The following is a 13,106-nucleotide window of genomic DNA, read 5'->3' as shown; positions in this document are numbered from 1 at the left end:
TAGATGATATTTATAAAATCAAGCTACCTCCACTGCGTCTAACAGCGATGCGCGTAACACATCATCAACCTGAACACTATCCGGAACTTGTGCAATAAATACATTGGCAGCGGCAAGAGTAGCTGCATGAGCGATTATACTTCGCCGCCGCACCGTCCCGATCAGTTGGGCTACAGTTGCATCTACGCCGAACGAAGTAAGTTCCAGCCAATCCAGCTGCGGTAACAGCTCCGGGTTAGGCGTGCGCAGGTACAACCTGAGCTCCGTGTCTTCCTCTAGTTGCACTTCTGCCTGCTGCAGCTTACCATAGCTATACTTGTATCCTGCCAAGGCTGCCGACACATCGGCCCAAACAGCTGACCCAGTCGGGTGGCTCCCGGCACCACGGCCTTTCAGAAACTGATCGCCTGCATACTTGGCTTTCAGTTGCACGCCATTGAACTCCGCCTCCACATAATACAACTCCGAGTCAGGAAACACCAGCGTTGGCAGCACCTGCACCGCCAGTCTGTTGTGTGCATTTAGTTTAGCCGAAGCCACCAGGCGTATACGTGCCCCAAGCGCCTGTGCGAGTGTCACATCACGCTTAGAGATGTGCTGTATGCCCTGGCACAGCACATCAGCTGCATGGGGTACCACACCAAAGGCATGTGCGGCAATTAAACTTATTTTGTGCAGCGCGTCAAAACCTCCCACATCCAGCGTAGGGTCGGCCTCTGCGAAGCCCAGCGCCTGCGCCTGCCGCAACGCCTCTTCGTAAGCCAGTCCTTCGGAATTTAGCTTTGTTAGGATGTAGTTGGAGGATCCGTTAAGTATACCGCTTACCTCCTGCAGTTGCTCGTTGCCGTAGTAAGCCTCCAGCGTGCGCAAAATCGGAATGCTACCGCACACAGCCGCTTCATACAGCAAGGTTCCGCCATACGCCTGCTGCAGTTCCACCAGTTCCGGCAGGTTCTCCGACACCATCTTTTTGTTGGCCGACACAATGGTTTTGCCTGCCTGCAGCACCTGCCGCACGATGAGCAGCGCCTCTCCCGGATCACTGATGAGCTCGGCGAACAGATCAATGCTCTCGTCCTGCAGCAACTCCTGCGGACTGTAGGTGAAGGTGTGGCTCGGCAGCGTGCGTAGCTTCTCACGGTCGCGTACGCAAATGCGCACCACCTGTAGCTGCGGGTTGTCCTGCAGCACATCGTGCAGGCCCTGGCCCACGCAGCCAAAGCCAAATATCCCAATGCGTTTAGCGCTCCTGTTCTTCATAGTCTGGTTGTGCTTTTAATTTTTCCTGTAAGTAAAACGTACTGATTGCCGCCGTTAGCTGCTCAAACTCCACCAAAAAGCCATCATGCCCATAGTTGGAATGAATGAGGTGAAAAGAGGAGTTGGGCACATGTGCCTGTACCTGATGCTGCTCCTCCACCGGGAAAAGTAGATCGGAATCTACCCCCACCACGAGCGTTCGCGCTTTCAGTTGCGCCAGCGCCTTCTCCACACCTCCCCTGTCGCGGCCCACGTTGTGCGAGTCCATTGCTTTAGAAAGCAGCCAATACGTATAAGCATTGAATCGCTGCGCCAGCTTCTCCCCCTGGTACACCTGGTAACTGGAGGCGCGGAAGTTATCGGTTATACTTTGCCCCGGCTCCCCCTGCGAGGCATGGTAGGTGTTGTAGTGCCGGTAAGAAAGCATGGCCACGGCACGTGCCGTTTTCAGCCCTTCCTTTCCGGCATCCGGGGTATCGGTTTGCCAACTTGGGTCTTGCCGGATGGCCATGCGCTGTGTTTCGTTGAAGGCAATGCCCCACGGCGAGTGGCGCGCATTGCTGGCCACCTGCACCAGCCGCTCCACCACCTTTGGTTGCAGCAGCGCCCACTCCAGTGCCTGTTGTCCTCCCAGTGAGCCGCCCAGCAGTGTATGGATGCGCCCTAGTTCCAGGTCCTGCCGCAGCAGATCGAATGCCCGCACAATGTCGCGGTTGGTGAGCTGAGGGAACGTGTGGAAGTAGGGTTGCAGCGTGATCGGGTTGATGGAAAGTGGGCCGGTGGAGCCGTAGCAGCCGCCCAACGTATTGGCACATACCACAAACCACTCCCGCGGGTCGTACAGTTTTCCCTCTCCGAAGAGACCGCACCACCAGTCGGTGCAATCGGCGTTGCCGGTAAGGGCATGGCATACCCACACCACATTGTCGCGCTGCGGGTTCAGGGTGCCATAGGTCGTATACGCCAGCTGGAGGCCCGGAAGAATACTCCCGGACTCCAGCTGAAACGCTTGCTGGTGGTGAAAAATGTGCTGTGTTGGCATAGGGTTTTATACTGCGGCTGGCTCCCCTGCCTGTACTTTGGCAAAGGCCTGCGCGATGTCTGCTTTAATGTCTTCGATGTGTTCGATGCCGGCGGAAATGCGTAGCAGCGTTGGCTCTACGCCCGCTCCTAACTGGTCCTCCTCTGAAAGCTGCTGGTGCGTGGTGGAGGCCGGGTGGATGATAAGTGTTTTGGAATCGCCTACGTTAGCCAGGTGACTTACCAGCTGCAGGCTGTTCACAAAGGCCTCCGCCTGCTCCCTGTCTCCTTTTAGTTTAAAGGATAGTACGCCTCCGAAGCCGCGTTTCAGGTATTTTTTAGCCAGATGATGGTACGGGCTGCTCTCCAGACCCGGATAGTTTACACTTTCCACCAGCTCGTGCCCCTCCAGCCACTCGGCCAGCGCCAGCGCATTCTGCACCGTTCTATCCACTCTCAGCGACAGCGTTTCGAGGCCCTGCAGCAGCAGGAAAGAATTGAACGGACTGATTGCCGGACCATAGTCGCGCAGCCCCTCCACCCGAGCCCGAATAGCAAAGGCAATGTTACCGAAGGGACCATCCGTCCCAAAAACTTCCCAAAAGTTTAAGCCGTGGTAGCCTTCGCTTGGCTCTGAGAACTGCGGGAATTTGCCGTTGCCCCAGTTAAAGTTTCCGCCATCCACAATCACACCGCCTATACTTGTGCCGTGGCCGCCGATCCATTTAGTGGCAGACTCCACCACCACGTTAGCGCCATGCTCCAACGGACGGAACAGGTAGCCCCCGGCGCCAAAGGTATTATCTACTATCAGCGGCAAATCATGCTTGCGCGCCAGCGCCGCAATAGCCTCAAAATCCGGAATGTTAAAGCGTGGGTTGCCGATCGTTTCCACATAAATGGCCTTCGTTTTCTCATCAATCAGCTGCTCATAGCTTTCCACCTCATCGTTTTCCGCAAACCTTACCTCAATGCCAAGGCGCTTGAACGATACTTTAAACTGGTTGTAGGTGCCGCCATACAGATATTTGGTGGACACGAAGTTGTCGCCTGACTCTAGTATGTTGTTCAGGGCAATGAACTGTGCGGCCATGCCGGAAGCCACCGCCACGGCCGCCACACCGCCTTCCAGTGCCGCGATGCGCTTCTCAAACACTTCGCTTGTCGGGTTCATGATGCGGGTATAGATGTTGCCGAATTCCTTTAGGGCAAACAAATTGGCACCGTGCTCAGCATTCTTAAAAGCGTAAGACGTGGTCTGGTAAATAGGAACGGCACGCGACTGTGTGGTGGGATCTATTTCCTGGCCGGCGTGCAGCTGCAGTGTTTCGAAATGCAATTTTTCAGACATGATAGTACTGGTTTTAAGGTTTAGAGAGGAAAAACAAGATTATAGAAAGACAAGGAATCCGCTGCAAGTATAGCATGGCCACAGCAGCAGAGTTAATTCTGCCACTACCCTACTTTTGCAAAGAGGAGTTTATACATGGGGAATCAACAACAGTAACACATGCTGCACAGGAGCGTGCGCATGCCAAATCCGTCAGCAGGAGCTAAACGGAAACGCTGAGGCAGCACAGAAACTGCCGGTGCTAAAAATAATTCTTCGTGTGGTGTTGGCTGAATTCCCTTGTTCATGATCGTATCAATTTATATTCGCCCGGCACCCTGCCGAGCTCAGGAATTAGCACCTTAACTACGGTAGTTAGGTTGCTAGCGCTTCTTAGAGCCTGTCTCTCCACGCTTCTTTATAAATCAATAACCGGTAAGGGCGTATTGACTTGATGTTGCAATTATACGGCAGCCTTTTCAAAAAAGCCAAACAATACATTAATTTTTTCAAATTTTAATTTATATCAGCTTCATAAGCAAGCACTTATGAAGCAACCTTATACTTATAGCACTTTGCCCTTTTGTTTTATCCGCTCTATACTTTGCTACAGGCCATCATTTTACCCTACCAGCGCTCTGTGTTTTTGTTAAGAAAGACTTATCTTAGAGCCTGAGGAACCAGTGTTCTGCTGGTAGTGCAGGAGTAAACCCATTGAGCGAGCGATGTCCCATATCTTTATCAGTCATTCCATTACCTACCAGGAGCAGCCTGCGCCGCTCTCCCTGTTTGCCCTGCACCAGCAGATACGGGAAGAGCTGGAATTGGCTTTTCCCGATAGTTATTGGGTGGTGGCTGAGGTGGCTCAGGTAAACGTAGATAGGCGCAAAGGGCACTGCTACCTGACGCTGGTGGACAAAGGCGACGACGCCCGCCAGATGCTGGCGCAGGCTAGAGCCACTATCTGGGGCTCGCGTTTCCAGATGCTGGGCCGCCACTTTGAAGAGAAAACCGGGCAGCCGCTAAAAGCAGGGCTGAAGGTGCTGCTGCAGGCAACGGTGCGCTTTCACGAGCTTTATGGCCTAAGCCTCGATGTCACGAACATCGATCCCAATTATACCATCGGCGACCTTGCCCGCCAGCGCCAGGAAACGCTGAAGCGCCTGGAGGCGGAAGGACTGATGGAGGCCAACAAGGAATTGGAGCTGCCCCTGGTGCCACAACGATTGGCCGTGATTTCTTCGGCCACCGCTGCCGGTTATCAGGACTTTGTGCACCAGCTGCACCACAACAGTTACGGCTATACTTTCAGCACCACACTTTTTCCGGCTACGGTGCAGGGAAACGAGGCCCCTGCCTCGGTCGCCGCTGCCTTTGCCAAAATCAGCAAGTATAAACACCTGTTCGATGTGGTGGTGCTGATACGCGGCGGTGGTTCTCAAACCGACCTTAGTTGCTTTGATGATTACCTCATCGCTTCCGCAATCGGTAAAGCGCCGCTGCCGGTGCTAACGGGCATTGGCCACGAGCGCGATGAAAGCATAGCCGACCTGGTGGCAAACACCCGGCTTAAAACACCCACGGCCGTGGCCGGTTTTCTGATTGACAGAAACCGCGCGGCAGAAGAATACAGCGAGAGTCTGTTCGACAGCATCCGCATGTTTTCGGCCCAGCACATGAAACTGGCCGATGACCAACTGGAGCGAATCAGCCTGCGCTTTAACAATACGACCCGCCAGGTACTGCAAACGAGCAAAGACAAACTGGAAGCGCTGTCGCGGGGACTGCTGCTGAAGCCAAAATCATACATTGAGGCACAGAAGCACCACGTCAGCAATTTGGAGAAAGACGTGAACGCCGGCACCAAAGACCTGTTGCACGAACAGGAACGCCGCCTTCAGGAACTGTCGGTGTGCGTGGAGGGAAAGAGCCAGCGCTACCTGCACCTAAAGGAGCACGAACTCAATCACCTGGTGCATTGCCTCGAAACCGAGGCAAACGACAGGCTAAAGCAGGCGCAAATCGCGTTTACCAAGTATGGCGACAGGCTTCCGTACGGCGTAAAGAACAAAATGCAGGCCGAGAATCACCGCCTGAAGCTGCTGGAGATGGGTATAGAAGCCAACAACCCGGAAAAGCTGCTGCTGCGGGGCTATACGCTCACGCTGGTAAACGGCCAGATCATCAAAAGTGTAAAGCAAGTAAAAGACGGGGACGTGGTGCAGACTAAAATGCAGGACGGCTCCATCCATAGTATTGTCGTAACTACTGACACGAATGAATAAGGACTTAAACCAAATGACTTACCGCGAAGCAACGCAGGAACTGGAGGAGATACTACGTGCCATCGAAAACGATGCCGTAGACGTGGACGAGCTGACGCAAAAAGTACAGCGTTCGTCGCAATTGATTAAGCTGTGCAAGGAAAAGCTGCGCAAAGCCGAGAAAGCCATCGACCAGGTATTTAACGAAGAAAACTGCGAGGTGCCGCCACAGCCAAAGCAAAAAGACAACAAGCCCGCTACCAATTCTTTGTTTTAGAAGCGGTTTAAAAATCAGTTTTTATACTTTGGCTGATAGTTGAATTTGACTTCTTTGTTATCCCGCTTTTATCATCTCGACGACAGGGGAGATCTTTTATAGAATGCCGGATAGATTTCTCACTGCGTTCGAAATGACAATAGCAGGAAGTAATAAACTTGTCAATATCAAACGCATTTTAGATCATAAGCAAGTATAGCCGCCATACTTCTCTAAAAACGAAGAAGCCCCACCTGTTTTGTGCAGGTGGGGCTTCTTCGTTTTGTCTTATTGCTTATCAGCCGGTCATCAGGGCTCCGCCGGAGGATTGCTCCTGGTTGCGAACCTGCACCAAACGCGACAGCATTTCGCGGGCTTCTTTGCACGTGTCTACGTGGTACTTTGCCACCGACGACGAGTTGCCCACTTTAACGGTATAGGACTCACGGGGCATGGCTTTAAAGATATCTTCATCGCCCCAGTCATCGCCAACGGCCAGCACAAACTTGTGCGGGAACTTGCTGAGCCAGTAACTCGATGCCTTTCCTTTGTTTATTTCCTGCGCCTTTATCTCCACAGCCATCTGCCCGTCGAGCACCTGCAGGTTGCTGTTGGACGCCAGGAAGTTTAGGTGGCTCACCAACTCGCGGGCACGCAACTCGCCAAGACCAGTCTCTACGCGACGGTAGTGCCATACCAGCGAGTACTCTTTCTCTTCGATGAAGGAGGCTGGCGTGCGGTCCACGTACAAATCCAGGATCAGGCGAATATCTTTTTTCCAGTCGTCCATCAGGCTAAGCATGGTTTGCCAGCCGGTGCCGCGCTGCTTAATCCAGACGCCATGTTCGGCAATAATATCGATGTTCAGGTGTCCGAGCCAGTCCTGCATCGTCGCTTTTTCGCGGCTGCTCATCACCACCACACGGTTTTTAGGATTGCTGCTCAAACTCTCCAGCAACTCCATCAGCTCGTCATCCGGTCGTGCCATCAGCGGACGGTTGCGGTAATCCACCAGGGCACCGTCGTACTCTAGGAAGAACAGGCGCGAACGGGAGGAGTCGTAAGCATCGCTCATCTCCAGGAAGGTTGACTCGTCGAGGTATGAAGTGGCCAGCGACAGCTGCTTGATCTTCACGTAAGACAGCCGATCCATGAACATACTTACCCAGTGGTGTATGTTGTAGCGCTTGAGCGACTCCTGCATGTTGCGCATGTGCGATACCTGCTCCTCTTCCGGCATCGTGAGCGCCTGGTGCAGCGCCTCCACCATCTGATTAATGTCGTTCGGGTTGATGAGAATGGCATCGGAGAGTTCTTTCGACGCACCGGCCATTTCACTAAGTATGAGCACGCCTTTCTGGTCGAGCTTGCTGGCCACGTACTCCTTGCACACCAGGTTCATGCCGTCGCGCATTGGCGTTACCAGCCCCACATCGGCCATGCGGTAAAACGCCGACAGCGTCTCCAGCGGATAGGAGCGGTAGAAATACTGTATCGGATTCCAATTGATGCTGCTGTACTGTCCGTTAATGCGGCCTACCAGTTCATCTACCTCTTCCTTCAGTTCTTTGTACTTCTCCACGGCATCCCGGCTCGGCACTACCAGCATCAGCAGCGTTACCTTTTTATGGAATTCCGGATACTTGGCCAGGAACTTATCGAATGCCTCCAGGCGCTGGGCAATACCTTTGGAGTAGTCCAGGCGGTCGATGGAAAGGATGATCTTTTCGGCATTGAGGTTGCTTCGGTAAAGACTCTCCCGCTTCTTCACCTCCTCGGTGTCAGCCGTGCCGGCATACTTCTCATAGTCGATACCCATCGGGAACGAGTCAACCAGCAGCGAGCGGTTCGGCGTGTTAATCCAGCCGTGCATACTGCCGTAGCCCACAATCCGGTTCACAGAACTCAGGAAGTGGCGCATGTCATCGTACGTATGGAAGCCAACCAGGTCAGAGCCCAGCATGCCCTCCAGTAGCTCTTTGCGCCAGGGCAGCAGGCGGAACACCTCATAGCTCGGGAACGGGATGTGCTGAAAGAAGCCGATCGTGCTGTCCGGCAGGCGCTCGCGGAGCATACTTGGCAGCAGCAGCAACTGGTAGTCGTGCACCCAGATGGTGTCTTCCGGACCGGCCTGCTCCAGCACCACTTCGCAAAACTTTTGGTTTACCTTCACATAAGTCTCCCACAGCTGCTGGCTGTAAACGGCATACTGGCTGAAGTAATGGAAGGTGGGCCACAGCGTTTCGTTACTGAAGCCTTCATAAAACTCCTTTATCTCGGTATCCGTCAGGAACACCGGGTGCATGTTCTCCTTGTTCAGGTCGTCTGCAATGCGGCCCTTCTTTTCATCCTCCGTCACCACCAGGCCTGGCCAGCCTATCCAGAGGTTATTATCCTTTTTGTAGAAAGAACCCAGACCCGTTGCCAGTCCGCCCTCACTGGCGTGGTAGCTCAGCTTTCCGTCCTTCTCCTGCAGTTTTACTGGTAGTCTGTTAGAAACAATAATAAGTTTTGCCATGCTTTGTGGTAATTTTCTCGGCGCTCCATGCAGCAGAAATTCTTGGTGCAGTATGATAAGCTACAGAGCTGCCGGTACGGTATATCTAAAGCGGTTAATACACATTAACCTAATTTTCCTTACGTAAAAGGGGCATCTACGTTCCCTAATATAGCACAATAACTATTAACATATAAATTTTTGTGCTGATTTTCCTGAGGCGCTTAAGGATAACTTTTGCTAGCCTTAAGCAGTAGCTCTACTTTGATCAAACCCATTTCACCCTATGGAAAAACTACAGGCACTGTACGAGCGGTTCGAAATACACCTGGGCGGCCTGGGCATTATCGCGGCGGCCTTGCTGGCCGGGCTTATTGCTAAATTCCTGATATTTAAGCTACTGAACCTCTACAACCGCTTTGAGAACCCTTACCTGCTCACCTCCCTGACGCAGCGGCTGAGCAGGCCACTGTCTTTTTTCATTCCGCTGTTGTTTCTGTCTATAGCCTTGCCTTCGCTGCCCTACCAGCCCGATACGCTGTACTTTCTGCGGCGACTGATAGAAATACTGGATATTATTGCTTTTGCCTGGATTCTGATAAAATTGACGGATGTTGCCCGCGATATGGTGCGCCACAAGTATGCCATTCAGAAGGAGGACAACATACGGGAGCGCCGCCTGATCACGCAGCTGCAGTTCATGCGCAAGCTTGTGGTGGTGATCATTATTTTCATCGCCACCGCCCTGATTCTACTCAGCTTTGAGCCGGTGCAGAAGCTGGGCACCGGCCTGCTTACCTCTGCCGGCGTAGCTGGTGTTGTGATCGGCTTTGCGGCACAAACCTCTATTGCCAACCTACTCGCCGGCTTGCAACTTGCCTTCACGCAACCCATCCGGCTCGACGATGTGCTGGTGGTGGAGGGAGAGTTTGGCCGCGTGGAGGAAATTACGCTGACCTATGTGGTGCTGAAGCTGTGGGATAACCGTCGGCTCGTGCTGCCGCTCAACTATTTTATTCAGAAGCCCTTCCAGAACTGGACGCGCACCAGCTCAGACATACTCGCCACAGTATACCTGTACACCGACTATACCCTTCCGTTGGAGCCCGTGCGCAAGGAATTTAACCGTATACTAGCTTCTACGGACCTGTGGGACAAGCGTGTTTCGGTGCTGCAGGTAACGGACTCGAAAGAGCGCACCATGGAACTGCGTGCCCTGATGAGCGCCCACAGCTCGGGTGTTGCCTGGGATCTGCGCTGCCACGTGCGGGAGGGGCTCATTGATTACATCCAGAAGAATTACCCGGACGCGCTACCCAAAACCCGTTCTGCATTTGTAGGACAAAACCTCCCTCCGCTCGGAGAGCTTTCTTAACTTTGCCACATGCACCGACCCTTTCTGTTTCATGGATTTATTTAAAGGACTGGACCCGACACTCGTCAACTGGGTGATCATACCTGCGCTTATTTTTCTGGCCCGCATCTGCGATGTGACACTTGGCACGCTGCGTATTGTTTTTATCTCCAAAGGCGATAAAGTAATAGCCCCCTTACTTGGTTTTTTGGAGGTGCTGATCTGGCTGGTTGCCATCACGCAGGTAATGGAGAATCTGAGTAACGTGGCTTCTTACCTGGCCTGGGCCGGAGGATTTGCCACGGGAAACTTTCTGGGGCTGCGCGTGGAGCAGAAGCTGGCGCTGGGGCAGATGGTGGTGCGCGTGATCACGGTGGAGCCGGCTGATCAGTTGATTGAACGCCTATCAGGTCGTGGCTACCGCCTTACCTGCATTGATGCCCGGGGCACGCGCGGCAAGGTAAACCTGCTGTTCCTGATCGTAAAACGCAAGAAGCTCGACGAAGTCATCGGCATTATCCGGGATTACAACCCACAGGCCTTCTACTCTATCGAGGATGTGCGCTCTGTTTCGGCTGTCACGGCCACTTACAACGAGCCAAACGAGCAAACCATGTTCCGTAAGTACTTCCCGTTGCGAAAAGGGAAATAGCTATTCACTGATTCTTGGTTTATACTTGAGTTGATGCTTTATACTTTGATATGTGTTTGTGGATGGCATTGGATGAGAATCAGTATAGCGCAAGCGTCCGCTTGTGCCGAAGAGCAAATAAGAATTAAACCAAAGCTATTGTCATTTCGAGCAGGGCGAGAAATCTATCTGGAATTCTGAATAGATCTCTCACTGCGTTCGAGATGACAATAGTAAAGAAGTATAGTTGACTAGATCTCTGTAGGTTGATCCGTGCACGTCAGCACAAGCGGACGCTTGCGCCAGAGTTGCCTTTGCAAGCTTAGTTTCAGCACATAAAAAGCCGCAGCAAGTATAGCTTATACTTGCTGCGGCTTTTGTTTGAATCATACTTGCTGCTGCGCTGGGAGCAGCTTTATCCTTTACTGTGGGCGAAGCTTGAAATAAGCAACGGCCATTGGCGGAATTTTAAGCGTGATCGAGTACTGCTGTCCATGGAATGGCTCGGGCACAGAAGATAAAACACCTTCGTTGTGCTGGTTACTGCCGCCATAACGGCTGTCATCGGAGTTAAATACCTGCACCCAATCGCCGCTCTGTGGTACACCCAGGCGATAGTGCTCGTGCACCACCGGAGTGAAGTTACATACTACCAGCATCGTATCGTCTGGACTGTCTCCCTTGCGCAGGAAGCTGAGAACTGAGTTGTGCGCATCGTTGTAATCAACCCACTCAAAGCCTTCGGGGCTAAAGCTGTGCCGGTACATAGCCGGTTCCGCCTTATAGATAGCGTTCAGCTCCACTAAAATTTCCTGCACACCGCGGTGGTACCGGTCCTCCAGCAGATGCCAATCCAGGCTGCTGTCGTGGTTCCACTCTCTTGCCTGTGCTATATCGCCGCCCATAAACATCAGCTTGGTGCCCGGGTGCGCATACATGTAGGCATACAGGGCACGCAGGTTAGCAAAGCGGTTCCACTCGTCGCCCGGCATTTTGTTGATCAGGGAGCCCTTTCCGTGCACCACTTCATCGTGCGAGAGCGGCAGCATAAAGCGCTCTGAGAAGGCGTAAATTATACTGAAGGTAATCTCTCCCTGGTGGTGGCGGCGGTAGATCGGATCCTTCGAGAAGTAGTCCAGCGTGTCGTGCATCCAGCCCATCATCCACTTCATGTTAAAGCCAAGGCCTCCGTTCTCCACAGGGCCCGTTACGGCTGGCCAGGCAGTAGATTCCTCTGCAATGGTGAGCACCTCAGGGAAGTTATCATGCACCGCGTGGTTAAACTCCTTCAGGAAGGAGATAGCCTCCAGATTCTCGCGCCCTCCATGCTCGTTCGGTATCCACTCGCCTTCTTTGCGGCTATAGTCCAGGTACAGCATCGAGGCCACGGCATCCACACGCAGCCCGTCCACGTGATACTTGTCCAGCCAGAACAGCGCGTTGCTGATGAGGAACGAACGTACTTCGTTGCGGCCATAGTTAAAGATATAACTCTGCCAGTCAGGGTGGAAGCCCTTGCGCGGGTCAGCGTGCTCGAACAGATGGGTACCGTCAAAGTAGGCAAGGCCATGTTCATCAGAAGGAAAGTGCGAAGGCACCCAGTCCATAATCACCCCGATGTCGTGCTGGTGCAGCTTGTCGATCAGGTACATCAGGTCTTCCGGATCGCCCAAAAGGCTGTGTGCGGCAAAGTATCCGGTAATCTGGTAGCCCCACGAGCCGTTGAACGGGTGATGCATCACGGGCATAAGCTCCACGTGCGTAAAACCCATGTGCTTCACGTAGCCCGGCAACTCCTCGGCCAGTTCCCGGTACGTGAGTGGGCGGTTGTCCTCCTCTGGCTTGCGCCGCCAGGAGCCCAGGTGCAGTTCATACACACTGATCGGTTGTGCCTGCCCCGCCTTGTTCTTGCGCCTGTCAATCCATGCCTGGTCCTGCCACTCATACTTCAGGTCGCTTACGACAGAGGCGGTATGCGGTGGCGTTTCACGGCGGAAAGCAAAGGGATCGCTTTTCTCAGCGTGGTACAGGTTATACTTTGATTTGATGTGGTACTTGTACATGCTGCCGGCATCCACACCAGGCACAAACCCCTCCCAGATGCCGGAGCCATCCAGGCGCACATGCAGCTGGTGGTTGTCGCGGCTCCAGCCGTTGAACTCTCCCATCACCGACACCTGGTCGGCATTGGGAGCCCAGACGGCAAAGTAAGTACCCTGGCGGCCGCTCACCTCCATCGGGTGCGAACCCAGTTTCAGGTAGAGCGCGTAATGCCTGCCCTCACGAAACAAGTGTATGTCAAAATCAGAGAAGCGGGTGGCATACCACACCGGCCTGTCCTGCAACTCTGGCGCCAGATCCTGGTGCTCCTCCACTACTTTCGTTGTACTCTTAGCGCCGCTGCGGCCGCGTGGCTTCACCTTTGCCAACTCCTGCACACCGTCCCTCGATGCCAGGGGCATGGAGAGTTCATCGGTGCCAGCGTCTGTTTTCT

9 protein-coding genes and 1 riboswitch are annotated in these 13,106 nt (G+C 53.4%); of the genes, 4 read left to right on the top strand and 5 right to left on the bottom strand.

The window, feature by feature from the left end:
* Window positions 1–18: 18 nt before the first annotated feature.
* The 3 genes from A0W33_RS14815 to A0W33_RS14805 are packed head-to-tail and all read right to left on the bottom strand — an operon-like array spanning window position 19 to window position 3,631.
* Window positions 19–1,260 carry a homoserine dehydrogenase gene (locus A0W33_RS14815; RefSeq protein ID WP_068838909.1) on the bottom strand — a complete coding sequence of 414 codons (1,242 nt, stop codon included), beginning with the start codon at window positions 1,258–1,260 and terminating at the stop codon, window positions 19–21.
* Window positions 1,241–2,302: a homoserine O-acetyltransferase MetX gene (gene metX / locus A0W33_RS14810; protein WP_068838908.1), complete on the bottom strand. Its 1,062-nt coding sequence runs from the start codon at window positions 2,300–2,302 to the stop codon at window positions 1,241–1,243. The genes A0W33_RS14815 and metX overlap by 20 nt, the downstream gene beginning before the upstream one ends.
* 6 nt (window positions 2,303–2,308) lie before the next feature.
* Entirely contained in the window at window positions 2,309–3,631 is a 1,323-nt protein-coding gene (locus tag A0W33_RS14805; protein WP_068838907.1) for an O-acetylhomoserine aminocarboxypropyltransferase/cysteine synthase family protein, read from the bottom strand.
* Between the two features lie 296 nt (window positions 3,632–3,927).
* Window positions 3,928–4,037, bottom strand: a riboswitch (SAM riboswitch).
* 298 nt (window positions 4,038–4,335) lie between these two features.
* On the opposite strand from A0W33_RS14805, the gene xseA reads away from it, so the two are divergent.
* Both xseA and xseB read left to right on the top strand, forming a co-directional pair.
* Window positions 4,336–5,895, top strand: a complete 1,560-nt coding sequence (gene xseA / locus A0W33_RS14800; protein WP_068838906.1) for an exodeoxyribonuclease VII large subunit — start codon at window positions 4,336–4,338, stop codon at window positions 5,893–5,895.
* Window positions 5,888–6,151, top strand: coding sequence for an exodeoxyribonuclease VII small subunit (gene xseB, locus A0W33_RS14795; protein ID WP_068838905.1), 264 nt, complete (start codon window positions 5,888–5,890; stop codon window positions 6,149–6,151). The genes xseA and xseB overlap by 8 nt, the downstream gene beginning before the upstream one ends.
* A gap of 277 nt (window positions 6,152–6,428) precedes the next feature.
* On the opposite strand, the gene A0W33_RS14790 is transcribed toward xseB, so the two are convergent.
* Window positions 6,429–8,648 carry a bifunctional alpha,alpha-trehalose-phosphate synthase (UDP-forming)/trehalose-phosphatase gene (locus tag A0W33_RS14790; protein ID WP_068838904.1) on the bottom strand — a complete coding sequence of 740 codons (2,220 nt, stop codon included), beginning with the start codon at window positions 8,646–8,648 and terminating at the stop codon, window positions 6,429–6,431.
* 265 nt (window positions 8,649–8,913) lie between these two features.
* On the opposite strand from A0W33_RS14790, the gene A0W33_RS14785 reads away from it, so the two are divergent.
* Both A0W33_RS14785 and A0W33_RS14780 read left to right on the top strand, forming a co-directional pair.
* Window positions 8,914–10,002 (top strand): mechanosensitive ion channel family protein, encoded by a 1,089-nt coding sequence (locus A0W33_RS14785; protein ID WP_068838903.1) that lies wholly within the window; start codon window positions 8,914–8,916, stop codon window positions 10,000–10,002.
* 31 nt (window positions 10,003–10,033) lie between these two features.
* Window positions 10,034–10,633, top strand: a complete 600-nt coding sequence (locus A0W33_RS14780; protein ID WP_068838902.1) for a DUF2179 domain-containing protein — start codon at window positions 10,034–10,036, stop codon at window positions 10,631–10,633.
* 401 nt (window positions 10,634–11,034) lie between these two features.
* Here the strand turns inward: A0W33_RS14780 and glgB are convergent, their stop codons facing one another.
* Complete coding sequence (gene glgB, locus A0W33_RS14775; RefSeq protein WP_139237235.1) at window positions 11,035–13,074, bottom strand: 1,4-alpha-glucan branching protein GlgB; 2,040 nt, start codon at window positions 13,072–13,074, stop codon at window positions 11,035–11,037.
* Window positions 13,075–13,106: the final 32 nt, after the last annotated feature.

It is taken from the genome of Pontibacter akesuensis, assembly GCF_001611675.1.
Taxonomy (GTDB): Bacteria; Bacteroidota; Bacteroidia; order Cytophagales; family Hymenobacteraceae; genus Pontibacter; species Pontibacter akesuensis.
Note: the sequence above shows the minus strand (reverse complement) of the source record. Positions and strands in the feature narration are given on the sequence as shown.

What these genes read in the sequence shown, in the direction of transcription:
- A0W33_RS14815 (WP_068838909.1), bottom strand. Translation starts at nt 1,260, where the DNA reads ATGAAGAACAGGAGCGCTAAACGCATTGGGATATTTGGCTTTGGCTGC.
- metX (WP_068838908.1), bottom strand. Translation starts at nt 2,302, where the DNA reads ATGCCAACACAGCACATTTTTCACCACCAGCAAGCGTTTCAGCTGGAG.
- A0W33_RS14805 (WP_068838907.1), bottom strand. Translation starts at nt 3,631, where the DNA reads ATGTCTGAAAAATTGCATTTCGAAACACTGCAGCTGCACGCCGGCCAG.
- xseA (WP_068838906.1), top strand. Translation starts at nt 4,336, where the DNA reads ATGTCCCATATCTTTATCAGTCATTCCATTACCTACCAGGAGCAGCCT.
- xseB (WP_068838905.1), top strand. Translation starts at nt 5,888, where the DNA reads ATGAATAAGGACTTAAACCAAATGACTTACCGCGAAGCAACGCAGGAA.
- A0W33_RS14790 (WP_068838904.1), bottom strand. Translation starts at nt 8,648, where the DNA reads ATGGCAAAACTTATTATTGTTTCTAACAGACTACCAGTAAAACTGCAG.
- A0W33_RS14785 (WP_068838903.1), top strand. Translation starts at nt 8,914, where the DNA reads ATGGAAAAACTACAGGCACTGTACGAGCGGTTCGAAATACACCTGGGC.
- A0W33_RS14780 (WP_068838902.1), top strand. Translation starts at nt 10,034, where the DNA reads ATGGATTTATTTAAAGGACTGGACCCGACACTCGTCAACTGGGTGATC.
- glgB (WP_139237235.1), bottom strand. Translation starts at nt 13,074, where the DNA reads ATGCCCCTGGCATCGAGGGACGGTGTGCAGGAGTTGGCAAAGGTGAAG.